Consider the following 24551-nt stretch of genomic DNA (forward strand, 5'->3'; position numbering starts at 1 on the left):
ATGATTGCGATACTTGATTATGGAATGGGAAATCTGCACAGTGTGGAAAATGCCTTACAGCATATCGGCTGTACCTGCTGTGTAACGGATAAAAAGGAAGACCTACAGCGTGCGGATCAGCTGATTCTGCCGGGTGTGGGAGCGTTTGCGGACTGCATGAAGCATTTGCAGGAGCGTGATTTGATAACGGCTTTAAAGGAAGAGGTTCAAGGAAAGAAAAAACCGCTGCTCGGTATCTGTCTGGGCATGCAGGCGCTGTTTGAAGACAGCGAGGAAAACGGCTATACCAAGGGACTCGGCTTTTTGAAGGGCAACATCGTGAAAATGAGTGATGCTGCAGAAAGCAGGTTGCGCATTCCGCATATCGGCTGGAATCTGCTGGAACAGTGTCAGGAATCCAGTGTATTTGAGCGGCTGAGTGAGCGTCCGTTCGTCTATTATGTACATTCCTATTATGCACAGAATTATGCAAAGGAGGATTTGCTGGCAGACAGCGGCTATGGCGGGATGCGGATTCCCGGGCTTGTACGCAGGGACAATGTGGTTGGTGCCCAGTTTCATCCTGAAAAAAGCGGAGAAGACGGACTGCAGATTCTGCGGTGGTTTAAGGAGGAGTTTGTATGATCATTTTACCTGCAATTGATATACTGGATCAGCAGCCCGTGCGGCTGTATCAGGGAGATTATGAACAAAAGGAATGTGTTGGTGACAGTATTGGGGATATCGCAAAAGCATTTGAACAGCAGGGGGCCCGGTATGTGCATATGGTTGATCTCAACGGGGCGAAGGAAGGAAAGAAAATCAATCAGGACATCATCGTGAAAACTGCACAGAGTCTGCAGATTCCGGTTGAGGTTGGCGGCGGCATCCGCAGTATGGAGGACGTTCGATTTTATCTGGAGCATGGCATTGCGCGTGTTATTCTGGGAACGGCAGCCATAGAGAATCCGGAGTTTTTGCGGGAAGCACTCGCACAATATAAAGAGAAAATCGCCGTCGGCATTGATTGCAAGAACGGCATGGTTTGCGGTCATGGCTGGCTGCAGGAAAGTGAGCTGCAGTATATCGACTTTGCAATTCAGATGGAGGCCATGGGGGTAAAGACGATCATTGTGACCGATATCTCCAGGGATGGTACCATGACAGGACCGAATACAAAGATGCTGGCGGAGTTAAAGAAAACGGTTTCGATCGATATTATAGCTTCCGGGGGTATTCGTGACATCACGCATATCGAGGCATTGAAACAGCTGGATATTTACGGTGCAATCACAGGAAAGGCGATGTATGCCGAAACATTGTCCCTGTCCCAGGCCATCGCACTGTGCGGAGAAGCCTGATGCATACCAAGCGTATCATCCCGTGCCTGGATGTAAAGGATGGCAGGGTTGTCAAGGGAATCAATTTTGTCGGATTGAAGGAGGTCGGTGATCCGGTCGATCTGGCAAGAGCCTATTATGAGCAGGGGGCGGACGAGCTGGTATTTCTGGATATCACAGCAACGCATGAACAGCGGGATACCATGGTTCAGGTTGTCGAGCGCGTAGCAAGAGAAATCTTCATCCCGTTTACCGTCGGTGGCGGCATCCGCAGTGTGGAGGATATACGTAACATGCTGCTGGCAGGAGCTGACAAGGTTTCGCTGAACTCTGCGGCTGTCCGCAATAAGGAGCTGATCCGCGAGGGGGCAGCGATGTTTGGAAACCAGTGCATTGTGCTTGCCGTGGATGGAAAGCGCCGCGAGGATGGCAGCGGCTGGAATGTATACGTTGCCGGCGGTCGTGAGGATACCGGTCTGGACCTGCTGGAATGGGTACAGGAGGGTGTTCGTCTGGGGGCAGGGGAAATTCTGCTGACCAGTATGGATGCGGATGGAACCAAGCAGGGTTTTGATATCGAGCTGTGCAAGGCGGTGCATGAGCTGGTGGATGTTCCGGTGATCGCCTCGGGCGGCTGTGGGACGCTGGAGCATTTCGCACAGGTGTTTGAAGAGGATGCCAGTGATGCGGCTCTGGCGGCAAGCATGTTTCACTATAAGGAAGTAACGATTCCCGAGGTGAAGGCATATGTAAAAGAGAAAGGAATTGCAGTGCGGCTATGATACAGGTGAATTTTGATAAAGGAAACGGACTTGTTCCGGTTATTGTCCAGGATGTGCATAGCAGAGCTGTCCTCATGCTGGCGTATATGAATGAAGAAAGTCTGCGAATGACGATAGATACCGGGCGTGCAACCTATTACAGCCGCAGCCGTCAGGAATTATGGATCAAAGGAGAAACAAGCGGGCATTACCAGTATGTGAAGGATATCCGCATTGATTGTGATGAGGATACGATTCTCCTTCTGGTGGAGCAGGTGGGAGCAGCCTGCCATACCGGACATACCAGCTGTTTTTACCGGAATATGGAGGGAGAAGAGTTATGAAGGAACTGGATGCATTATATGAAACCATAAAGGATCGCAAGGAAAACAAGGAGGAAGGAAGCTATACCACCTATTTGTTTGAAAAGGGTCTGGAGAAGATTCTGAAGAAGGTCGGGGAGGAGTGTACCGAGGTGGTGATTGCCTCTTTGACACAGACGAAGGAAGATCAGATCAATGAAATAGGAGATCTGCTGTATCATCTTACCGTATTGATGGTGGAGAAGGGAATTTCCATGGAGGATGTCAATGCGGAGCTGGAACGCCGTGCTCAGAAAACGCATAACCTGAAGGCGGAGCGAAAGCCGATCGAACATTTGTAAGCCGAGCAGTCGGCTTTTTTTTCAGTTCCATGAGCTGTTTGAGGCTATGGTATGGTGTGGGGATCAAGATTGCCGCATAGCGGATGCAAAAGAACGGATGCCAAAAATGATGAACGGTATGGAGGCGGTTCTTCTGGTATACTATGTACGAGGTGATTCATATGAGGACAAATCAGGAGATGATGCAAAGCGTACTGTGTTACATTGAGGAGCATTTGGATGGAGAGCTGACGCTGGATACGATTGGTGCTTTTACGGGCTATTCCCCCTATCATGTGCATAAGCTGTTTACTGCAATATGCGGTATGCCGCTGCATGCCTATATACGGCGCAGACAGGTATCCAAAGGGGCATTGCTTCTTGTACAAAGCGATTTACGTATTGCGGAAATCGCCTCCGCCTGCGGTTATCTCTCCCAGCGGGCATTTCATAAGGCGTTTTTGCAGCTGTATCGCACAACACCGGACGCCTTTCGGAAAAAGAAGAATGCCTATGTGCTGCAGGAGCCGCTGCAGCTTCATCAGAAGCCGGATATAAACCATATGCATATGGATATGGAAATACAGCACTGGACAGAGATACAGCTGGAGGGCTATGGTGCAGATACCAGACAGGGCTTTCATGTGATTGGTAAATGTCATCGTAAATGCAACCGGTATCTGAAAGCAAATCCGCAAAAGGATTCGGTAGTGTATGGTATCCATGATTATACAGATGCCGATATGGATGCCGGTCAGCCCTGCTTTCAATATTTTGCAGGTATAGCAGTTGAGCGGGTGCACAGACAGAAGCTGACGCATAGAATCCTGCCGACAGGAGCCTATCTTGTGTTTTCCTTTTGCGCAGATCCAAAGACCTCTATGGAGCCGTTTGCACAGGATATTTATCAGAACTGGCTGCCCAAAAGTGCATACCGGCTTCGTTCGGACTGCTGTATGGATATCGTCAAATACGGAAAAGAAAATGAACAGGGAATCGCCCGTATAGAATACTGTATACCGGTTTTAAAGTAAATGAGGGGAATGAAAACGCTGTCGGACACTAGTTCACAATGCGTTTTTTTATACCTTCAGCTGTAAATAAGCGAGATAACATCGTGTTATGTTGACATAAATATTTATAATTTCATTTTTTGGAAAAGGTATCGTATACTGACATAGCTGCCTTGCATGTCATGCTGGAAGGCGCAGATTCAGAAAATGAGAAAAGGAGAACCGTATGATTTTTATAAAAGAAAAGGGGAAGGGACTGCTGGTATGCTTTGGTATTGCCGCTGCTGCCCTTCTGCTGGGGCAATGGATTCCCATTATCGGAGGGCCGGTATTTGCCATCCTCATTGGAATGCTGCTGGCATTTCGCATTAGAAAAGAGGAAGCCCTGCAGGCTGGCATCACCTTCACCTCCAAGAAAATCCTGCAGTATGCAGTCATTTTACTGGGGTTTGGCTTAAATCTGTCCGTTATTGCTAAAACAGGACAGCAGTCGCTCCCACTCATTCTGGCAACCATCACGACATCCCTCGTCATTGCTTACGGTTTGAAGCATCGACTTCATATGCCGGCAAATATCTCCACTTTGGTGGGAGTCGGCTCATCCATCTGCGGAGGCTCCGCGATTGCAGCGACTGCCCCGGTCATCGCGGCGGATGACGAAGAGGTGGCACAGGCCATTTCTGTGATATTTCTATTTAATATTCTGGCAGCCGTTCTGTTTCCATGGCTGGGAACACTGCTGCATTTTCATGGCAGTGAGGGCTTCGGCGTGTTTGCGGGCACCGCTGTGAACGACACCTCCTCCGTAACAGCAACCGCAGCAACCTGGGACAGCATGTTTCATTTAGGCTCTGCCACACTGGATAAGGCGGTTACTGTCAAGCTGACGCGTACCCTTGCCATTATACCGATTACGCTGTTTCTGGGTGTTCAAAGAATGCGGAAAGAGGAACAGGAGGAGAAAAGGGAGGGGAAAAAGCTTGCATGGAAACAGATATTTCCGGTATTTATTCTTTACTTCCTTATGGCCTCCGTCATAACGACTGTCTCTACGAATGTATTGCATATATCCCCGGGTATCTTCCTGCCCTTAAAGGAGCTGAGCAAGTTCTTTATCATTATGGCGATGGGGGCAGTCGGTCTGCATACCGATATTGTAAAGCTGGTAAAAAACGGTGGTAAGCCTATCTTTATGGGGTTCTGCTGCTGGGTCGGTATCACGCTGATATCCCTGCTCATGCAGAGGCTGCTGGGCATCTGGTGAGGAATTACAATAGCGTAAACAGCTTTTCTCATGTGCCTTTACAGACAGGCTTGTACATTTGAAAAGACATGAAATTCATGTTCTTGCGGATAATTATGGAAAAATATGATATGATAAGGACAGCTATATGAGGAGGCCGTTGTATGAATTTGAAAATTGAAAACTGGAAGCTTTTGATTCTTTCCATTTTTTATATGATATTTTCCATTTTATCCTATACGATTGAAAAGGAGAAATTCCTGAATTTCTTCCAGATTGCAGGGATTGTGATCATTTTGGTAGGCTTGTTTCAGATTCTTGTATATTTCTTTAAAAAGGAATATATGAAGCCGAATGAATTCAGCTTTTCCTTTGGTGTATTATACTGCATAGCAGGACTGATCGTTGCCACCAAGCCATATCTGATTGTAGATAATTATCCTATCGTTATTTCCGCTCTGGTGGTATTGGATGCGACACTGCGTCTGCAGTATTCCATGAATCTGTTTCGCCTGGAGGATGCACAATGGAAGATTCATCTGGCTCTTGCCGTAGTTCCGCTGCTTATGGGAATGGTGCTGATACTGGTATCCTTCGATGAAAAGACACTGCATAATCTGTTCAGCTTTCTGCTGATTCTGGATGCCATTGCGAATTTCTATACAATTTTGTATTACCGCGGTGTTGCCAGACGCTATGGCCGTCACAGTGAACAGATTCTGGATATTTCCAATCAGGAAGCCACTGCACATGAAGTAATTGACGGAAAAGATAATATGGTATGATAAAAAGCGGTGGAAGCATCGCTTTTTTCAATTCGGACAAAGGAAAGCAGAGATTGACGAAAGAGGGCTGCTTCCGCTGTATGATTGCCGAAGCGTATCAGGGTACGGAGGTACCTGCGGATATGCATGTCCTGACGATACCGGAGGTAACCTGGGCAAAATTCACCTGTATTGGACCGCTGTCCAGCACTGCAGGCCGTAAATACAAAGCTTTTCTCAGCATGGCTGCAGGAAAATCAGGAATATGATATCGCGGCGAACATGTACATTGTGTGGTATACACCGGATGAGGATGAGGTTAGCTGAAAATGGAAGTGAGGTATGGATTCCTGTGAAAAGGTTGACTGAGAAGGGATAGGGGATTGATTCTATCTGCATATCGTATGAAAAAAAAGAAGCCTGCAGGGTACATCCTGCAGGTCGTTTTTATGGATGAAAGAAATGTAATGGGAGAAGTAAGGAGTACGAAAAAAACAGCGCTTTACAGGCTCTCCCTGAATTACATAAAGGCAGCGTATTTTTCAATCGGTTATAAACGCAAATAATCCAGTCTGAGCAGGGCTTTTCCATTTGGCAGGGGGTATATCGTGCGTTTCGACAGAGAATACTCAATAGACAGCATACTGCGCGTGAGCTCCACTTTCTGCAGCTGTTCATGGATGGAGTTTCATACGGCAAACGAATGCAGATACGGGGAGTCGGATACAAAGCCTTCATCCGTATCCTGCATATGTGCTTCATATGTCTGTAGTTCGATATCGGTCCATGGATTGTTCATAGGTTATCTCCTCGTTTTGTATATTGTAACGTACATGGTGCGAAAATACAAAAAAACAGAACGTGATGTTCTGTTAGTGAAACATATCCTTTTTCTTGAAGATAAGAGTTGCGATGATACAGCACACAGCTGCAATGACTGTCGGGAACCACCATTCCGGATAAGGCAATCCGCTGACATTCATGCCATAGAAACTGAAAATGATATTCGGGATTGCCATGACGATGGTAATTACCGTCAAAATTTTCATCACGATGTTCAGATTGTTGGAAATGACGGAAGCAAAGGCATCCATTGTTCCGGAAAGGATGTTGGAGTAAATGTTACACATCTCTATCGCCTGATGAATCTCAATCAGTACATCCTCTAGAATATCCTGATCCTCTTCATACAGCTTGATCAGCTTTCCGCGCATGATTTTGTTTAAGGTAACCTCATCGGTTTTCAGTGAGGTGCTGAAATAGACCAGAGACTTTTCCAGACCCAGCATCTGAATCAGCTCCTTGTTTTTCATAGACTGGTGCAGCCTCTGCTCGGTACGGGAGGAAATCCGATCGATTTGGCGTAGATAAATCAGAAAGCGCTGGGAAATACGAAGCAGCAGCAACAATAGAAAACGGGTTTTCATATCGGTATTCATACCCTTGATTCTACCGTTTGCCATATCCTCGATGCTTAGATTCTCATACAGGGAAATCGTAATCACATAGCCCTTCATGATAACAACACCCAGTGGCAGCGTGGTATACAGCAGGGTATTTTCATCCAGATTGTCATCTTCCTCTGCACTCGGGTAATCGACGATCACCAGGGTCTGGTTTTCATCATCGTCATAATCGATATGGGAGCTTTCCTCTTCATCCAGTGAAGATTTGATAAACTCCGGCAGCACGCCGATTTTATTTGTCAGGAAATCAATATCTTCCTGTGTAGGCGCAACAGCGCTGATCCAGCAGCCTGGTTCCGGCTGTTCCAGTTTTTTTGTGACAGTTCCATATGTCTTGTAAAATTCCAACATAAAAAAGACCTCCTTCTTACAGGAGGGATGTAGATACGCCTCCTGTATTATGATTTATACAACTTCGATATGGACTTTCGGGCTCAGGAGACATACAAACACCTTCTTTCTCAACTTAGCTATTATAACATAAAAATAGAATTGTGGGAGTGTGTGCGGGAAGGAAAAATCAGAAATTTGGAAGAAATATGGTACAATAGGGATAAATGAGGAGATGAATGGGATATGAAGGTTCGATTTTATGATTCTGTACAGGATGAAAAGCTGAGGTTTGCCGTGATTGCTGTGTGGTGCAGGAGTGGATGGCTGTTTGTACGCCACAGGGAACGTGATACATGGGAGCTGCCCGGGGGACATCGGGAAGCGGGCGAAAGCATTGATGCCTGTGCCCAAAGAGAGCTGCTTGAGGAAACGGGAATCGCAGATGCCCGTATGAAGCGTATCTGTGTGTATTCGGTTGAAGGCAAAACACGGGTGAATGAAACAGGTGAGGAAAGCTTCGGCATGCTGTATCAGGCAGAGGCTTCCTCCTTCAAAGAGCTGCCGCAGAGTGAAATTGCGGAGGTAAGGTGCATGACTGCGCTCCCAGAGGCCCTGACATATCCGGCAATTCAGCCACTCCTTTTTCATATGGCTATAAAAAGCTGTCTTCGATATGAGATTTTTGACGGCTGTAATCCCGACGACTCGCGTGCAGTATTAAAGCAGCTTCCGGAATGGTTTGGACTTCCGGATGCTTTGGAGGATTATGTACAGAAAAGCAGGGAGATGAAAACCGTCGGCTGCTATTTCAAGAATTACATGGTTGGCTTTCTGTCACTGAAAAAGACCAGTCCAAAGGCGATGGAGGTTTATGTTATGGGCATTCTTCCGCAGCTGCATCGTATGGGAATCGGTACGAGGCTGATGCGGATGGCAGAACAGGAGGCAGAAAAAGCGGCAATGCAGTATCTGCAGGTGAAAACATTATCTCCTAAGGTACAGGATCCCGATTATTTGAAAACCTATGCCTTTTATGAAAGAATGGGGTTCTGTCCGCTGGAGGTGCTGCCATTGTGGGATGAATGGAATCCGTGTCAGCTCATGGTGAAGTACATTGCGATGAAGCAGCAGCCTGCTTTGTGTAAGCCTTGAACTGCTACAGTAATTTGATTGGTAGTTATACAGACACGCATTAAGGTAGTATATAAAAAGAGTAGCGTATCATCCCTTCGTATGCATATCTATGTAATAAAAAAATAGACGAAACAAGAAATCGCCTATTTTTTGCAGCTTTGCGCAGGTACAAGCTTTTTTAATCCGTAATATGTTAATAATAAATCGATGCCTTCACTTCCTCTGCCTTTTTCCTTCCCTCCAGCTTTTCAATGATGGCGAAGGCGAAATCAATCACAGCGGCTGCACTTCTTCCGGTGATGATTGTTCCATCAATTACCGCATACTGATCCACATACGTTCCGCCGAAATCCTCATTCATACTTGTAAAGCAGGTGTACTTTCTACCCTTGAGATAGCCCTGTCTTCCTAGAATGGTCGGTGCTGCGCAGATTGCACTCACCAGCTTTCCCTGATTCATAAAATCCTTTAAAATGGAAAGCACACGTTCATCGGCTTCCAGCTTCTGATAATGCGGACCGCCCGGCAGAAACAGCATATCATAGTCTGCCGTATTCACATCCTTAACATCTGCCAGATTGCTGATGGTAATATCAAAGCGTCCGGTTGCTGCTGTATGATCAATCGCATAGACATCAATCCTGATACCTGCTCTTCGAAGCAGTGCAATCGTACCGACAGCCTCCAGCTCTTCAAATCCATCCGTTAATATACACATAACATTCATAATGCAAGACCTCCTTAACGACACCATTATATCACCTTTTTCCCGCTCACTTCCCTGTATTTCATTCTTTTTATAGAGGTATAAGAATATAGTATAACAGGAGTGTGAGGTTATGGATAAACTGATGCTGATGAATGATCAACTCAATGCGGTTGTATGGGGGAAGTACATGATCTTTTTTTTATTGTTTACGGGCTTCTGGCTCATGCTGCGTACCAGATTCCTTCCCTTTACCCATGCACGGCTGATTCTGCGTAAAACATTGGGCTCACTGGGAAAAGGTGATAAGGGGGATGGGGTTACTCCCTTTCAGGCTGTAGCGACCGCACTGGCTGGAACACTGGGAGTCGGCAGTGTGGTGGGCGTTACCACGGCTTTGACGATGGGAGGGCCGGGTGCACTGCTGTGGATGTGCGTCAGTGCCATCTTCGGCATGATGACCAAATATGCAGAGGTTGTGCTTGCCATCCATTATCGTACGAGGGAACGGGATGGCACCTTTATCGGCGGACCGATGACAACACTGGAGAACGGCTGCCATATGGGCTTTCTCGGTATTTTGTTTGCCGTGCTTTGTATTTTTGCATCCTTTGGTATCGGGAATGTCACACCGGCAAATACGATTGCACATACGATCACATCTTATATTTCCATACCTTCCTGGAGCATAGGTCTCATCATGGCGCTTTTTATTGCCTGGATCATATTCGGAAAGGGAAATCTTATCATGCGGTTTAATGAAATTACGATTCCTGTGATTTCCGTGCTTTATATTGCCGCGTGTCTGTATCTGATTGTATTGCATGCCGATGCGCTGCCGCAGGCACTGCGACTTGTATGGTATGATGCTATGCGTCCCATGGCCGGGGTTGGCGGTATCGGCGGCTTTGCCATCAGCCGGGCCATGCATTTCGGTATTTCCAGAGGCGTATTTTCCAATGAAGCGGGGATGGGAAGCTCACCGATCTCCCATGCCTGCGTTTCTCATGCCAATGCAATCGAGCAGGGGTTCTGGGGAATCTTTGAGGTGTTCTTCGATACGATTGTCGTCTGTACGATTACCGGTCTGATGATTTTGACCAGTGGACTGCTCGACAGCGGGATGGAGGGGGTGGCATTAACGGTTGCCTGCTTTACCTCCGGCTTCGGTCACCTCGGCGGTATCATATTCTCCTTTTCCATTGTTGCCTTTGCGATTCCCTCCATTCTCGGCTGGTATTATTATGCGCGGGAGTGTTTACGATATCTGTTTAAGGGAAAACTGATGCTGTATATCTATCAGGGGGTTTTTCTGGTACTGCTGGTTTTCGGAGCACAGCTGCAGCTGACATTCGTATGGGATGTTGCGGATACGCTGAACGGACTCATGGCGATACCCAACCTGATTTCTCTGGTAATTTTATGCCGAGTTGTGGTAAAATTAACGAAAGAGTATTTGGAAGAACATGGGAGTGATTAGATGAAGGTTGTAATTGCCTGTGATTCTTACAAGGGCTGTATGACTTCAAGAGAGGTTGCCGAACGTATTGAACTGGGGATTCGACAGGTGGATGATGCTGTTATCACAACATCCTATGTCATTGGTGACGGCGGGGAAGGGACAGTGGAGGCATTTCATGAAACCTGTCACGGAAGGAAACAGCCGGTAAGTACCACGGATGCTTATGGAAAGAAAATCATAAGTGAGTACACGATCATTGAGAATGGTGAAACAGCAGTGATCGAGGTAGCAAATATCATAGGATTAAATATGCATGAGCGGGATAAGCGGGCACCGTTTTTCGGCAGCAGCTACGGTGTAGGTACCGTTATGCTGGATGCGGCTGCACAGGGCTGCAGGAAAATTATCATCGGCCTGGGCGGAAGTGCAACCAATGACGGCGGAATGGGTCTTCTGCAGGCACTGGGGTGCCGGTTTTATGACAGCTCCCATAAATATCTTTCCCCGCAGGCGATGAATCTGGACAAGGTCCGCTATATCGATTTCAATCGGCTGAACAAGCTGGAGGGTATTGAACTGATTGCAGCCTGTGATGTGAAGAATCATCTGCTGGGAGAAAACGGGGCAACCTATGTATTCGGAAAACAGAAGGGTTTTTTCCCGAATCAGATTCGTAAAATCGATCTGGGAATGGAAAATTTCCGCAATCAGGTGCGGCGGTATCTGCATGTGGATATTGATTCCTTTGACGGCGGAGGAGCGGCAGGGGGCATCGGTGCTGTTTTGATCGGTATCCTGCATGCGAACATGATTTCCGGCATTGAGCTGCTGCTGTCCTTCAGTGACATGGAGGAGCAGGTGAAGGATTGTGATCTTGTGATTACAGGAGAAGGGCAAAGTGACCGTCAGACGATGTTTGGAAAGGTTCCGGTGGGAATCCTGAAGGTTGCCAACCGCCATCATAAGCCATGTATCTGTATCAGCGGTGCCTTGGGAATCGGATATCAGGAGCTTTATGATCTTGGATTTATCGGAATATACAGTATAGCGGATCGGGCTATGACGTTTCAGCAGGCTTTGGATAATGCTCCGGATAAGCTGACAGCCACCACCTATGGGGTAATGAAAACGGTTATGTATTACATGAATCGCATCAACGGGAACAGAGGATGATCTGTTCTTTTTTTTACGGTCATATGGTTCTGCGGTTTTGTAAATCAATGGAGCGCTTCTTTCGTTTTTGAACCGGTATATGATATAGCATAAGCGAACAGGCTGTGAATTTGGCGGTTGTGCGTCTGTAATGCATTGTGTCCGTTCGGCTTGCAGTCTTATGATTTTAAAAAGATTTTATTTTTCTATTTACAAAATGCGGATTCTCACATATAATACATATGAACAGATGTTCATATGTTAAAAGAAATGAGGAAATCAAATGGTAAAGGAAGCTATGGAATGTGAAGTAACAGAGGTGCATACAGATACCGTTGCAAGATTAAAGGATACTCTGCTGAGTCAGGAACAGTTTCAGAATCTGGGTACCCTGTTTAAGATGTTTTCGGATCCGACAAGACTGAAAATACTGAGTGCGCTGTTTCAGGAAGAACTATGTGTATGTGATTTGTCGGAGCTGCTGGAAATGACACACTCCGCAGTTTCCCATCAGCTGAGCGTTCTTCGGCAGAATCGCCTGATAAAGTACCGCAGAAGCGGGAAAAATATTTACTATTCTCTGGATGATGAACATATTCAGCTCATATTTGATGCAGGTTTATCCCATATTATGGAGGGATGATATGCTGTCGAAAAGGTTTTGCTTCAGGAAGGCACAGCCTATGACCTCTGGAATTCTGTATCCTTGCAGGATAGTGTCGCAGTTTCGCAGGCCAACCGGCTTTGGCGGACGCTGTGCAACGCGAGTAATGAATATTATGAATCGCGCACAGTATCACCGGGTCTTAAAGGAGCTGCCGCTGCAGGGACGTATTCTGGATATCGGCTTTGGAAACGGGAACATGCTGAAGCGAGTGTTGAAAAAGGGCTGCTGCAGTGTTTATGGGACGGAAATCAGTGAAAGCTGTATGACTGCGGTGGAATGGAAGCTGCTGCCAAGCCTGCAGCAGGGATATCTGAAGCTTGCTATGGGCAGTGCAGAATCCTTGCCATTTGCAGATGCCTGTATGGATACGGTATACAGCATTAACACGATTTATTTCTGGGAATCACTGGACAAGGGGCTGTGTGAGATAGCACGTATACTCAAGCCGCAGGGTACGCTGCTTTTGGCCTTCTATGATAAGCGTTTTATGTCACGTCTTCCCTTACGTGAATACGGCTTTCAGCTATACGATCCAAAGGATGTGAAAGCGGCACTGAAGCATAACGGATATACGTCTATTGAGGTTCATGAAGTGAAAAAGGAAAAATCCTATTGTATTCGTGCAAAACGCGGAAATGTTTAGGAACGTAGAACATAAAGCTTTTGTACAATTTTATACAGAAGAGGCAATAACACAAGTAATTATAAGGTAAGGAGGCAGCATATGGAACGCATATATATACTGGATGAGCTTGATTGCGCCAACTGTGCAATGAAGATTGAAAGGCATGTAGGAAAAATCAAGGGTGTGAAGGAATGCTCGGTGGATTTTGTTAGTAAAAGGATGTTTGTAGATATGGAGCATGAGGGGATTGAAGCTGTGCTCGAAGAAACGGTGCAGGCGATTGAACCGGATGTAATCCTGCGGCGTAAGGATGATAAAAAGGCAGCTTCTGCCGGAAAGCAGGGGGCAAGCGGGAAAGCTGGACATTCCAAGGCAGAGGAACACTATTCTGCACAGGAAGACTGCGGCTGCAAAAAAGCGCATCATCACGACCATGCAGATTGTGCCTGTGCACACACGGATGGACATGATCACCACGATGCCTGCAATGGGTCGCATGCACATGAAAACGACGGACACCATCATCATGAAGGCTGTGGCTGCGGGCATGACCATGCTCATGAAGCACATGAGGATCGTGAAATTCAGGGAGCACTCAAGCTGTATGTGAAAAATCTCGATTGTGCAAACTGTGCAAATAAAATCGAAGCATATGTCCGCAAGATGGACAATATAAAGGATGCCAGTATGAACTTTTCACAGGGAGTTCTGTTTGTTGAGCTGCAGGATGCAAGCCGCAGCGAGGACACCATCAAAGCGATTATGGCGGTTATACCTACCCTGGAGGACGGTGTGACTGTTGAGCGGGAGAAATCTACAGAAGAGGAAAAGCCTTCCCGAATGTTTTCCTTTCAGGAAAACGCACGGCTGTATCTGGGAATTCTGCTGTTTGCGGCAGCTGTTGTATTGGAAGCACAGTCCTGGTCTGTCTGGCTGTTTCTGGCTGCCTATGTGATGGCAGGAGGTAAGGTGGTCTATATTGCACTGCGCAATATACTGAAGGGGGAGGTTTTTGATGAAAACTTCCTGATGAGTGTTGCGACGATCGGAGCACTGGCTATCGGCTCCTATGAGGAAGCAGTTGCTGTTATGATTTTTTACGAAATCGGGGAGATGTTTCAGTCCTATGCAGTGAATCGTTCCAGAAAATCGATTTCCTCCCTGATGAATATCCGTGCAGACTATGCCAATCTGTGGAAGGATGGAAAAGAGGTCAGAGTTTCACCGGAGGCGGTTGGCCTTCATGATCTGATTGTGATCAAGCCGGGTGAGCGGGTACCGCTGGATGGTGTGATCGTTGAAGGAACGAGCTCTCTTGATACCTCGGCTCTGACAGGAGAATCCCTTCCAAGAGATGTCGGTGTGCAGGATGAGGTACTTGCAGGCGTCGTCAATCTAAGCGGTGTGCTGAAGGTGGAGGTCAGCAAGGCGTATGGGGAATCTACCGTATCGCGTATTCTGGAGCTGGTGGAGAATGCGAGCAGTAAAAAAGCACCGATGGAAAAATTCATCACACGCTTTGCAAAGGTGTATACGCCAACGGTTGTCTTTCTGGCAATCGCACTGGTTGTGCTGCCGATGCTGTTTATACCGGATGCCGTCTTCACTGACTGGCTGTATCGGGCACTGACCTTCCTTGTTGTGTCCTGTCCGTGTGCACTGGTTATCAGTGTTCCTCTGGGCATGTTTGCCGGGATTGGAGCAGCAAGCAAATCCGGTATACTGATTAAGGGCGGCAATTATCTGGAGGCATTGAAGGATATCGATACGGTTGTGTTTGATAAAACCGGTACTCTGACAAAGGGCGTATTTACAGTGACACAGATACATGCCATACAGCGCAGTGAGGATGAACTGCTGGAAATGGCAGCCTATGCGGAAAATTATTCCACTCACCCGATTGCACTTTCCATTCGCAAGGCATATGCAAAGACGATCGATGCGGAAAGACTGAGCCGGTATGAAGAGGTTGCCGGAAACGGGATTCATGTACAGCTGGATCAGCATGAGCTGCTGGTGGGAAATTACAAGCTGATGCAGGCAAATGGTATCACCTATGAAGAACATGATGCATTGGGAACAATCGTGCATATCGCCGTTGACGGCACATATGAGGGCTATATTGTTATTGATGATGAAATCAAGGAAACTAGTAAGGAAGCCATTGCTTCTTTGAAAAGCAGCGGTGTTAAGAAATGTGTTATGCTGAGCGGTGACCGCTATAAGGTGGGAGAGCATGTTGCGTCCGTTCTTGGATTGGATGAGGTTCACATGCAGCTGCTTCCTGCGGATAAGGTGGAAAAGGTCGAAGAACTGCTGCAGCAGGAGAGTGAGCATGGCAAGCTGGCCTTTGTCGGCGATGGCATCAACGATGCGCCGGTACTTGCAAGAGCTGATATCGGTGTTGCGATGGGAGGCATTGGAAGTGATGCCGCAATTGAAGCGGCGGATGTCGTCTTGATGAAGGATGATCCTTCTGCATTGAGCACTGCAATCCGCATCGCAGGAAAAACCATGCAGATTTTATGGCAGAACATTGTATTCTCTCTGGGAATCAAGGTTGTAATCCTGATCTTAACAGCCTTTGGCATGGCAAATATGTGGATGGGCGTGTTTGCGGATGTCGGTGTGACACTGATCGCCATTCTGAATTCCATGCGCGCTTTAAAGATACGGTAGTCTAACTGTTTGTATTGCATAGAAAGAGAAGCTTTTGGAAACAGAAGCCTCTTTTCTTTTGCTTTGTTTCACAGCTGCTTTTTTCTGATAGGAAGGAAAGCGATTATCCATACATATGACAGTGAAAGAGGAAGACTCAGCGTTTCAATGTGTCTGATTGCTGTTGAATAATGTAAGGGAAATGGGTATAATAGGGAATATTCCGAAAGGATGAGGTGATATCATGAAAAAATTTATACTGTCTGTTTTCTGTTGTATGCTTCTGCTTACCGGCTGCAGTAATAAGGTGCAGGAAAAGGGGAAGGTGCAACAGATTGGAATCGAGGATGCGTTTTCCAAAATGGATAAAAAAGAAACGTTTCTGCTTATGATTACAAGAGATAAATGCTATTATTGCCAGCTGATACACAAGATGCTTGACGATACGATCGAGGATCATCCGACGACCATCTATAATGTAAAAATGGATGATTCCACGACCGAGAATCTGTACGCGGATAATGACCTGTTGAAAACCAGACTGGAAAAGCCCGGGACAACACCGCATGTTTATTATATTAAGGATGGGGTGGTCAAGGATGACATCACCGGCTTTGATGAAGAAAATCCGCTGGAGTTCTGGGAATGGGTAAAGAAGCATAATATCGAGAATCTGAAATAGAAACAGAAGGATGGAAAAACGTTTATTTCATGCTTTAGAATATCGTTGCATCCTGGGACAGAAGGGAATCAATTTCATCGCTTAAAAACAATGAGGTTGATTCTTTTTTGTCTCGGTCATTACGACTTTGCCTATTTTCAGGTAGGAATCAGACAGGGGGTATTCTCTTATGTTATGTGTCCTGCACAGATTTTATGACAGGAGAATGACATAAAATGAAAAAACTTATGAAAATCTTTTAAAAGGATTGATAATTTTTTTCATAACCGCTATAATAGTAAAGTGAGTAAGAAAGCTTTTCATGGAAGTTGAAGAAAGTGATGTGTTGATATGAAAACGTGGCAGGAGGTTTATGCAAACGCAAAAACTCTGTGCGCAAAATGCAGATGCTGTCCGGTATGCAATGGATTGGCATGTCGAGGCGAAACACCCGGTCCCGGAGGAAAGGGCAGCGGGAGTGCATTTGTAAGAAATGCTGAAATGCTGAAAAAGGTATTCATTACCATGGATACAATCAGTGACAATACGGAAATCGATACGACTTCCGAATTTTTTGGCCATAAGGTATCATTTCCGGTGTATGCGGCACCAATCAGCGGTATCCTGCAGAATTATGGTGCAGAGCTGGATGATATGAGCTATACCAGAGCGCTGGTGGATGGCTGCCGCCGTGCGGGTACGCTGGCATTAACCGGAGACGGTATGCATGATGAAATGTTCAAAGGTCCGATGTCTGTGGTCGCACAGCATGAAGGCTTCGGTGTGCCGACGATTAAGCCGTGGAGCAGGGAACATATGGCTTGGCGGATCGAACTGGCGAAAGAAGGACATGCGCTGGCAATTGCCAGTGATATTGATGCCAGCGGTCTGACAAATCTGAGAACAAGCATTACACCAGTCGGATTTAAAAATGTTGAGGAGCTAAAGGAAATTACGCGAATCTGTGGAGATGTTCCTTTTATTCTGAAGGGGATACTCAGCGTGAAGGGAGCCCGCAAGGCACTGGAGGCAGGAGCATCCGGTATTATTGTAAGCAACCATGGCGGCCGTGTTCTGGATGACTGTCTGTCCGGTATCGAAGTGCTGGAGGACATCGTAAAGGTGGTAGACGGACGTATGAAGGTATTTGTGGACGGCGCGTTCCGTACAGGAAATGACGTTTTCAAAGCACTTGCACTGGGAGCTGACGGCGTATTGATCGGCCGACCGGTATCCCAGGCGGTTATTGGAGATGGCAGCGACGGCCTTGTGACCTATTTGGAAAAAATCAGACTGGAGTTAAAAGAAGCGATGGCAATGGCTGGTTGTAAGACGATTCAGGATATAACCAGAGATTGCGTCAGCGTAACATTCTAAAGGAGGAGATCATTATGAATTCTTTTGAGAACAATGCATTTTTCTGGCAGAAGCTGGATACTTTGTTTTTATCAAGCAAGCTCGTAATCGACAGGCCTAGAAATACCTGTCATTACAAATACAGCAACCTGGTATATCCGGTGGATTACGGGTATCTGAATGATACCACAGGCTCTGATCAGGCACCGATTGATGTGTTCAGAGGCAGTGAGAAAAGCAATCTTGTACAATCCGTTGTAATCAGCGCAGATATATTGAAAAAAGACTGCGAGGTCAAGCTGCTGGTTGGCTGTACGGAGGAAGACGAAAATGATATTCTGGAATTTCTGAATCAGACAGAATTTCAGAAGGCTGTATTGATTCGTCGCGGAAATGAAGTTCCGGAATGGGCTCAGAACGATTAGGCTGAAGTAATTCAGCTTTTTTTCATATTTATGGACAGAAACAAAGCTGTTTCGTGATACAAGGCATATGTAGAACGGGAAGGTGCTATCCCCTGTATGTGGAAAGAGCTTCCTGCCGTTTCCCGGTATTTAATGCAGGAGCTGTTGTTTTTTTGATTCTTACCATGCATGAATCCTTCTTTTTTTCCATACAGTAGAAAAGGAGGTCTTTTGCATGAAAAAACTATTGATTATAGGATTGCTGCTATGCCTGATGAGCGGGTGCCAAAAGAATACGGGTACCTTTGCACAGGGGGATAAAAATCTTTCCATCGTATTTGCGGATATCAACGAACAGATTGCGGACGGAGCCTTTTCAATTCCATTGTTAAAGGACACTGCGCTGAGTGAGCGGGAGGTGGAAGCACTCTATCAGCTGGATATGACGAAAATAGAAAGCTGTATGGTGAAAACCGCTGCTGTGCAGGCACAGCTTGGGGAAATTGCATTGTTTCAGGTGAAGAAGGAACATGAGGGGGATGTGAAGAAGGCGATCAAAAGCCGCAAGGAAACATTGAAAAAGCAGTGGGGCGCTTATGTTCCGGAGGCGGCAGACCTGCTGTATCAGGCAAAAGAAGGCAGAATCGGTCAGTATTATTACTTTGTTCTTGGTTCAGACAGTGAAAAGGTGGTAAACTATATGCAGAAGATGGATGCATAACGCATGCATTTATGGTATAGTAGAGCAGTTAATGAAGCAAGGCAGGTGAAGGTATGAAGTGGATCATGGATCTGTATCGGGAATTTACATCGTTTGAAGGAAGTCTCTTTAAATACTCCCTTTCTTTTTCTCTGCTGCTGGCACTTGCCCCCAGTCTGCTGCTGATTGCGATGCTGTTTCGCTTTGCATATCTGCCGATGGATATCATTATGAAGTTTCTGATCAGCTTTATGCCGGATATGAGTATGGACGGACTGGATCAGGTATTTCAGTTCTTCGCAAATCAGAATTACAACATCACCTCCTTTATTGTGACAATGTGCGTGTCCTTTTATCTGGCAAGCAGGAGCATTTTCTCCTTTCTGCTGATCAGTGCCTCCCATGAGAGTGTAGAGGTTCCCAAGTGGTCGATTCGCATTAAGTCCGTGGTGCTGTTTGTGTCCCTTGTTCTGTTGCTGGTCTTATCCATATTCATAGCAACAAGGCTGAATGAGTTTCTGCCGATTGTGTCCGCAGTTATCATGCTGCTGTTGTTCACCATGATGTATCGGGCATTGAGCTTTCGGAAGCGGAACTGGTCATTCGGTGTCATCGGAGCGATGTTTTCAACCATCTGCATCCTGGGGCTGGCTGCCTTATTTGTAACAATTGTCAGTCATTTTACATCCTATAAGGATGTTTACGGCCCTCTTGCATCTCTGGTCACCCTGCTGCTGGCCATCTATCTGATATCCTGCATCATTTATCTGGGATTTTGTCTGAATCTGATTTGTGAGGAGGATTATGGCAGAGAGGAAGCACTGCCGTTAAAAAATGAGAAGTTTTTTATTCTGTGCAGTGAGCTGACGAAGAGAATACGCAGCCGTTTTTAAAGAAGGAAGAGGAAGAATTATATGAAAGTAACTATAAAGAAAACAGGGATCAACGGGGAAGGAATCGGGTATATCGACCGCATGCCGGTATTTGTACCGCAGGCACTGATCGGTGAGGAAGTGGAAATCCGCATTGTGGATAAACAGAAGCGCTATGCGACAGCGGAGCTGCTGCGGGTGGTTAAGAGCAGTAAGAACCGCATCCGTCCGAAATGTTTTATTCAGAATACCTGCGGTGCCTGTCCACTGATGATTGCCCGTTATCCGGCACAGCTGGAATACAAGCAGGATCTGTTGAAGCAGTCTCTGATAAAATATGCGCAAATCGATCCTAGAAAGGTTGCCCGTGTAAAGGCGAGTGAGGATGTATTCGGTTACCGGAATCAATTTAAGCTGCCCTGTGCCATGGAGGAAGGACGTCTGGTCAGCGGCTTGTTTATGCCGAATTCCAATTATTTTATCGATGTAAAAAAATGCTGGATACATGAGGACGGTCTGGAACGGGTCCGTATGGATATCATGCATGTGTTGAATACACACGACTGTGTGTCCTATAATCCGCATGATAAAAAAGGTATCCGCAATCTGGTGGTTCGCGGCTTTGACAATCGCTACCAGTGTACAATTGTTACGGGCAATGAAGAGCTTGATGAACGCCTGATTTCTGATCTGATGCGGATAAAGGGGCTTACGAGTCTGTGGCAGAGTATACATACAATTAAAAAGACACCGGAGGTGTTCGGTAATAAAATGATGCATCTGGCAGGTGAAACCAGTCTTGCGATGGAGCTGGACGGCTTAAAGCTTCGAATTTCACCGCGGTCATTCTTTCAGCTGAACAGCAAACAGGCAGTGCAGCTGTATCGGACGATTGCATCCATGGTGAAGGAGAACAATGAGCTGATCGTGGAGGCCTACAGTGGTATCGGTGCAATTTCCTTATATCTGAAGGATAAGGCAAAGGAAATCATCGGAATCGAAAGCATAAAGGATGCGGTCGTGAATGCCAATCAAAATGCAGCGCTGAATGGCTGCGAGCATGTTTCCTTTCTGTGTGACGATGCGGCAAACAAGCTGACCTATCTGTCAAAGAAACGCAGTATTGATGTACTGGTTGTGGATCCGCCAAGAAGCGGTCTGGATGACGCCATGCTGGAATGCATTCTGCGAAGTAAAATAAAAAATATCATTTATGTTTCCTGTAATCCGGCAACGCTTGGAAAGAATCTGGCTGTGCTGTGCTCACGTTATAATGTAGACAGGATTCAGCCAATTGATATCTTTCCTCATACTCCACACGTTGAGACGGTTGTCTTGCTTTCCAAGGGTGAGGTCGACTCGAAAAAGATTCGGGTTGAGTTCTCTTTGGAAGATATGGATATGTCCGAATTTCAGGATGGGGCAACCTACACCCAGATCAAAGACTATGTGCTGGAGCATAGCGGGTTAAAGGTATCCAATCTTTATATCTCACAGATTAAGAGGAAATGTGGGATTGAAGTTGGCAAGAATTACAATTTGCCGAAGTCCGAGGATTCCAGACAGCCACAGTGCCCACCGGAAAAAGAGAAAGCGATCCGAGAAGCATTCAAATATTTTGGGATGATCTAACATCCTGCAAAATGGAGGTTTCTTATGGATAGATTGATTTCTTGTGAGTTTAACATGGATACCGCTTGTGTGGAATTGAAATTTTTTGATGGCAGCAAGATTGCCATTGATACGTTTGCGGTGGAAAACGAGGTTGCCGACAATATGTATCAGCGGTCAGAACTGGATTATCTGATCTACAATGATCCGGTTGGATATGCAGACTTGATCTTGAACGGTGATCCCGAAATTTATCTAAAAACTGTAACTGAATGTAAACCCTTAGATTAAAACTCAGCCCTCTGCCTTTTCCTTGGCAGAGGGCCGTTTTTTGCTTAACAGTTATTGAGCATCCCTTAATTGCTCTACAACACTGCATTTCGCTGCGTTGTCATACATCATGCAAGGAATCAGCCACCCCAGCAGAAGAAATACCGGAATTGTCAGCAGGACAGGCAGAATGGTGAATCGATACTCAAAGAACCAGAACATACTGCCCAGCATTTTTCCTGCAAGAGGTCCCACCGCCAGCGACAGAATAAAGGCCGCCGATACGGAGGACATTGCGTAAAACAACCCCTCGTAGATCAGCATGGTTTTGAGCTGCCGGTTCGTCATTCCTACAGCCTGAAGCACAGCAAATTCACGGCGGCGGGAAAGAATACCGGTCATCATGGCGTTGAAGAAATTTAAGAGTCCCACCAGCCCAATGATAGCACAGAGGATACCACCGATCAGAAGGAACATCTGCCGGAACTGAGCAAATTCAGAGCGAGCCGTGGCCTTGCTTTCATACATCAAGGGCGAAAACTCACCGGCAGTGAGCTTCGATAGATATTGCTCTGCTTCGGCCTCGTCAACTTCGTCCGCTGTGTCGAACAGGTAGAGCATCGGAATGGCTGCACCACCGCTGTCCCTCTGTGCGGTGTCCACAGACAAAACTACGTCATATCCAAAACCACTATAACGATAACTCATGGAATTCGGAAGTTCTACCAAGGCGCAGACCGTGTACTCTACATCTCTGGCTCCATACAGTTTTTCCTGAAGGTACTCCTCCGGTGTATCTTCGGTGCAGAGTTCTCCGGTGCGGCTGTCGATATATTTCACATCATCCGCATAGGTAGCGGTGATCGTGTCCCCCACCTTGGGGTAGTATTCAAGATTGCGCAGATTACCGTAGTCATCTAAGGAAACCGCAATGGCAATGGCGTTATTGTCCGGCTCCAACATGGGAGAAATATCTCCGTCGAACACTTGCAGCTTGTCAAACAGACTGTTATCCAGAGCCTCGATTCTGGTATCTCCCATCACCATATTGCCCCGGTGCTCCAGACGGCTCATATGGCTGTCCAACTGCTCGGCGCTTTCGTACTTTGCATAGTCCTGCCGCAGAGCATTCTCCGTCATCCACAGGTAGGCGGGTTTTCGCACAGCATATCCCGTGCCGGAAAGACTGGCCTTTGTGTTTGCTGCGATCTCTTCGATTTGTTCCGGCGTGATGAATTCATCTGCCGGGTTGTAACGGAAATAGTCGGGCGTGCTGACGATAAAATCGGCGCAGGTCATGGAGGATACATACTTCTCCATGCTGAAGCCGCCCACAAAGGCACACAGCGCATTGAACAGTGTCACCGACAGTGCCAGAGACACCACCACCAGCACCGTCTTTTTCTTGTTTCGTCCCAGATTGGCAAAGGCCATCTGATGGAGCTTCGCTCCCCGGATGCTGCGCCGTTTTTTCTTGGTCTGCATCACATCCGTATATTTGGTAGCCTCCACCGGAGAGACCTTGGCTGCCATTTTTCCGGGCTTGGAACAGGACAAAAGCACCGTCAACAAGGCAAACAGCATGGACCCAAGGAAGATCACAGGCGAAGTGCTGATGGTGGTGATGCCTGTATCCAACTGGATGGAGTGCAAGACAACAGGCACCAAAACAGCGCCGATGCCGTAGCCCAGCAGCAGCCCCGCCGGAATGCCGATCAGACAAAGCAGAAGTGCCTGCTGGCGAATGATGCGTTTGAGCTGCCGGGGCGTTGTGCCAATGGTTTTCAGAAGTCCGTAAAACCGGATATCCCCTGCAACAGAGATCTGAAAAATGTTATAGATGATAAGATACCCCGTGAAAATCACCAGCAGCAAAAAAGCTGCTATGGCGATCACAAGTTCCGGATCAAGCTTCGACTCCAGCTGGGATGAGGTATATCCCCAGTTGACGCCGATCCGGACGCTGTTGGGATCGGTAAAGCTGTCCCATGTGTAACCAAGATCGGTATCCACCTGCTCCATCTGCCCTCGAATGTTTGTGCCGGAGGCCAGCATGACATTCAAATCTGTGCGGAAAGGCTGTAAACCTGTTTTCACTGCCTGCGCTTCGATGTCATCTGCGTAATCACGGCTGATGTTGATGTAATGAACAGGCATTAGTTCATCATAGTCCCAATAGCCCACCAGCGTAAAGGTATCTGTTACAGTAAAGGCGGTTTGATCCTTGTCCGTGATGGAATAGGAAACCGTGACCTCTGCGCCCAGTTCCGGCGTCACGCCAAGCAGCTGCAACGCTGCCGTATCCATGGTCACCTCTTTGCCGCTTTCGGGCATCCGTCCGGTAGTAGGGGTGGCATAGCTCCATTTGGTGCAGTTGGCATCCATGTAGCTGATCTCTGCCGGTATTTTGGCAAAGACCCCCTCCGCAGTGATACCGATTACCTTCCGTGCCCCCGTAGCCTTCACCTTTGGGTGGGCAGCGATGCGTTCCGCCTGCTCGGGGGAAACATCCTTAAAGGTGCCGTGTGCATAGCCGCCTACCTGCCGAAACTGGTAGGTTTCATAGCTGGCGTTCAACGACAAGACGATGGTGAACATGGACGTAAATAGCAGCGTTGTCAGCGCAATGGCAAAAATAGCGATCAGATTGCGGCGACGGTTCGCATAAAGAGATTTTAAGCTGAGTTTTCGAATACATTTTCGATTTTTGACATTCATCGTAGCCACCTCC

24 protein-coding genes and 1 pseudogene are annotated in these 24551 nt (G+C 46.8%); 22 read left to right on the plus strand and 3 right to left on the minus strand.

Annotation, left to right across the window (positions count from 1 at the left end; translation table 11 throughout):
- From hisH to KSZ58_RS08870, 9 genes are all read left to right on the plus strand, one after another.
- Nucleotides 1-624 (plus strand): imidazole glycerol phosphate synthase subunit HisH, encoded by a 624-nt coding sequence (gene hisH / locus KSZ58_RS08830; protein ID WP_009269558.1) that lies wholly within the window; start codon nt 1-3, stop codon nt 622-624.
- Nucleotides 621-1340, plus strand: a complete 720-nt coding sequence (hisA, locus tag KSZ58_RS08835; RefSeq protein WP_008819244.1) for a 1-(5-phosphoribosyl)-5-[(5-phosphoribosylamino)methylideneamino]imidazole-4-carboxamide isomerase — start codon at nt 621-623, stop codon at nt 1338-1340. The genes hisH and hisA overlap by 4 nt, the downstream gene beginning before the upstream one ends.
- Nucleotides 1340-2101, plus strand: coding sequence for an imidazole glycerol phosphate synthase subunit HisF (gene hisF, locus KSZ58_RS08840; RefSeq protein WP_008819243.1), 762 nt, complete (start codon nt 1340-1342; stop codon nt 2099-2101). Before hisA ends, hisF begins: the two co-directional genes overlap by 1 nt.
- On the plus strand, nt 2098-2424 hold the full coding sequence (gene hisI, locus KSZ58_RS08845; protein ID WP_009269556.1) for a phosphoribosyl-AMP cyclohydrolase: 327 nt from the start codon (nt 2098-2100) through the stop codon (nt 2422-2424). The genes hisF and hisI overlap by 4 nt, the downstream gene beginning before the upstream one ends.
- Nucleotides 2421-2744 carry a phosphoribosyl-ATP diphosphatase gene (gene hisE, locus KSZ58_RS08850; RefSeq protein ID WP_008819241.1) on the plus strand — a complete coding sequence of 108 codons (324 nt, stop codon included), beginning with the start codon at nt 2421-2423 and terminating at the stop codon, nt 2742-2744. Before hisI ends, hisE begins: the two co-directional genes overlap by 4 nt.
- A gap of 161 nt (nt 2745-2905) precedes the next feature.
- The gene (locus KSZ58_RS08855; protein WP_009269555.1) at nt 2906-3757 is read left to right on the plus strand and encodes a helix-turn-helix domain-containing protein; all 852 of its coding nucleotides are present in this window, start codon (nt 2906-2908) and stop codon (nt 3755-3757) included.
- Nucleotides 3758-3962: 205 nt separating this feature from the next.
- Nucleotides 3963-5000: a YeiH family protein gene (locus tag KSZ58_RS08860; protein ID WP_009269554.1), complete on the plus strand. Its 1038-nt coding sequence runs from the start codon at nt 3963-3965 to the stop codon at nt 4998-5000.
- A 143-nt stretch (nt 5001-5143) separates the two neighbouring features.
- The gene (locus KSZ58_RS08865; RefSeq protein WP_009269553.1) at nt 5144-5764 is read left to right on the plus strand and encodes a DUF308 domain-containing protein; all 621 of its coding nucleotides are present in this window, start codon (nt 5144-5146) and stop codon (nt 5762-5764) included.
- Nucleotides 5761-6012, plus strand: a complete 252-nt coding sequence (locus tag KSZ58_RS08870; protein WP_009269552.1) for a GyrI-like domain-containing protein — start codon at nt 5761-5763, stop codon at nt 6010-6012. Before KSZ58_RS08865 ends, KSZ58_RS08870 begins: the two co-directional genes overlap by 4 nt.
- Nucleotides 6013-6615: 603 nt before the next feature.
- On the opposite strand, the gene KSZ58_RS08875 is transcribed toward KSZ58_RS08870, so the two are convergent.
- The gene (locus tag KSZ58_RS08875; RefSeq protein WP_002608163.1) at nt 6616-7560 is read right to left on the minus strand and encodes a magnesium transporter CorA family protein; all 945 of its coding nucleotides are present in this window, start codon (nt 7558-7560) and stop codon (nt 6616-6618) included.
- A 225-nt stretch (nt 7561-7785) separates the two neighbouring features.
- Between KSZ58_RS08875 and KSZ58_RS08880 the strand changes: the two genes are divergently transcribed.
- Nucleotides 7786-8694 (plus strand): GNAT family N-acetyltransferase, encoded by a 909-nt coding sequence (locus KSZ58_RS08880; RefSeq protein WP_008819237.1) that lies wholly within the window; start codon nt 7786-7788, stop codon nt 8692-8694.
- Nucleotides 8695-8869: 175 nt separating this feature from the next.
- On the opposite strand, the gene KSZ58_RS08885 is transcribed toward KSZ58_RS08880, so the two are convergent.
- Nucleotides 8870-9403, minus strand: coding sequence for a DJ-1 family glyoxalase III (locus tag KSZ58_RS08885; RefSeq protein WP_008819236.1), 534 nt, complete (start codon nt 9401-9403; stop codon nt 8870-8872).
- Nucleotides 9404-9515: 112 nt separating this feature from the next.
- Here KSZ58_RS08885 and KSZ58_RS08890 point away from each other — a divergent pair, with 112 nt between their 5' ends.
- The 12 genes and pseudogenes from KSZ58_RS08890 to KSZ58_RS08945 all read left to right on the plus strand — a co-directional run bounded on the left by KSZ58_RS08890 (nt 9516) and on the right by KSZ58_RS08945 (nt 21841).
- Nucleotides 9516-10862, plus strand: a complete 1347-nt coding sequence (locus tag KSZ58_RS08890; RefSeq protein ID WP_008819235.1) for a sodium:alanine symporter family protein — start codon at nt 9516-9518, stop codon at nt 10860-10862.
- Complete coding sequence (locus KSZ58_RS08895) at nt 10863-12017, plus strand: glycerate kinase (protein WP_008819234.1); 1155 nt, start codon at nt 10863-10865, stop codon at nt 12015-12017.
- Between the two features lie 262 nt (nt 12018-12279).
- Nucleotides 12280-12639 carry a metalloregulator ArsR/SmtB family transcription factor gene (locus KSZ58_RS08900; RefSeq protein WP_008819233.1) on the plus strand — a complete coding sequence of 120 codons (360 nt, stop codon included), beginning with the start codon at nt 12280-12282 and terminating at the stop codon, nt 12637-12639.
- 40 nt (nt 12640-12679) lie between these two features.
- On the plus strand, nt 12680-13306 hold the full coding sequence (locus KSZ58_RS08905) for a class I SAM-dependent methyltransferase (protein ID WP_009587990.1): 627 nt from the start codon (nt 12680-12682) through the stop codon (nt 13304-13306).
- Nucleotides 13307-13387: 81 nt separating this feature from the next.
- Nucleotides 13388-15967 carry a heavy metal translocating P-type ATPase gene (locus tag KSZ58_RS08910; RefSeq protein ID WP_009269549.1) on the plus strand — a complete coding sequence of 860 codons (2580 nt, stop codon included), beginning with the start codon at nt 13388-13390 and terminating at the stop codon, nt 15965-15967.
- A gap of 223 nt (nt 15968-16190) precedes the next feature.
- Entirely contained in the window at nt 16191-16628 is a 438-nt protein-coding gene (locus KSZ58_RS08915) for a bacteriocin (protein WP_008819230.1), read from the plus strand.
- Nucleotides 16629-16958: 330 nt separating this feature from the next.
- A complete protein-coding gene (locus tag KSZ58_RS08920) occupies nt 16959-17984 on the plus strand; it encodes an alpha-hydroxy-acid oxidizing protein (RefSeq protein WP_217752666.1) in 1026 nt (341 codons plus the stop codon).
- Between the two features lie 14 nt (nt 17985-17998).
- Nucleotides 17999-18388, plus strand: coding sequence for an inorganic diphosphatase (locus tag KSZ58_RS08925; protein WP_002608173.1), 390 nt, complete (start codon nt 17999-18001; stop codon nt 18386-18388).
- A 214-nt stretch (nt 18389-18602) separates the two neighbouring features.
- On the plus strand, nt 18603-19088 hold the full coding sequence (locus tag KSZ58_RS08930; protein ID WP_065530862.1) for a DUF4358 domain-containing protein: 486 nt from the start codon (nt 18603-18605) through the stop codon (nt 19086-19088).
- 53 nt (nt 19089-19141) lie between these two features.
- Nucleotides 19142-19960, plus strand: a complete 819-nt coding sequence (locus tag KSZ58_RS08935) for a YihY/virulence factor BrkB family protein (RefSeq protein ID WP_217752668.1) — start codon at nt 19142-19144, stop codon at nt 19958-19960.
- A 21-nt stretch (nt 19961-19981) separates the two neighbouring features.
- Nucleotides 19982-21286: pseudogene (gene rlmD / locus KSZ58_RS08940) on the plus strand (23S rRNA (uracil(1939)-C(5))-methyltransferase RlmD); the annotation flags it as partial.
- Between the two features lie 309 nt (nt 21287-21595).
- Nucleotides 21596-21841 (plus strand): DUF6061 family protein, encoded by a 246-nt coding sequence (locus tag KSZ58_RS08945; RefSeq protein WP_217752672.1) that lies wholly within the window; start codon nt 21596-21598, stop codon nt 21839-21841.
- A 51-nt stretch (nt 21842-21892) separates the two neighbouring features.
- Here the strand turns inward: KSZ58_RS08945 and KSZ58_RS08950 are convergent, their stop codons facing one another.
- Nucleotides 21893-24538: an ABC transporter permease gene (locus KSZ58_RS08950; protein ID WP_217752674.1), complete on the minus strand. Its 2646-nt coding sequence runs from the start codon at nt 24536-24538 to the stop codon at nt 21893-21895.
- Nucleotides 24539-24551 lie beyond the last annotated feature (13 nt).

The organism is Erysipelatoclostridium sp. DFI.2.3 (assembly GCF_019132535.1).
Lineage (GTDB): Bacteria > Bacillota_I > Bacilli_A > Erysipelotrichales > Erysipelotrichaceae > Clostridium_AQ > Clostridium_AQ innocuum.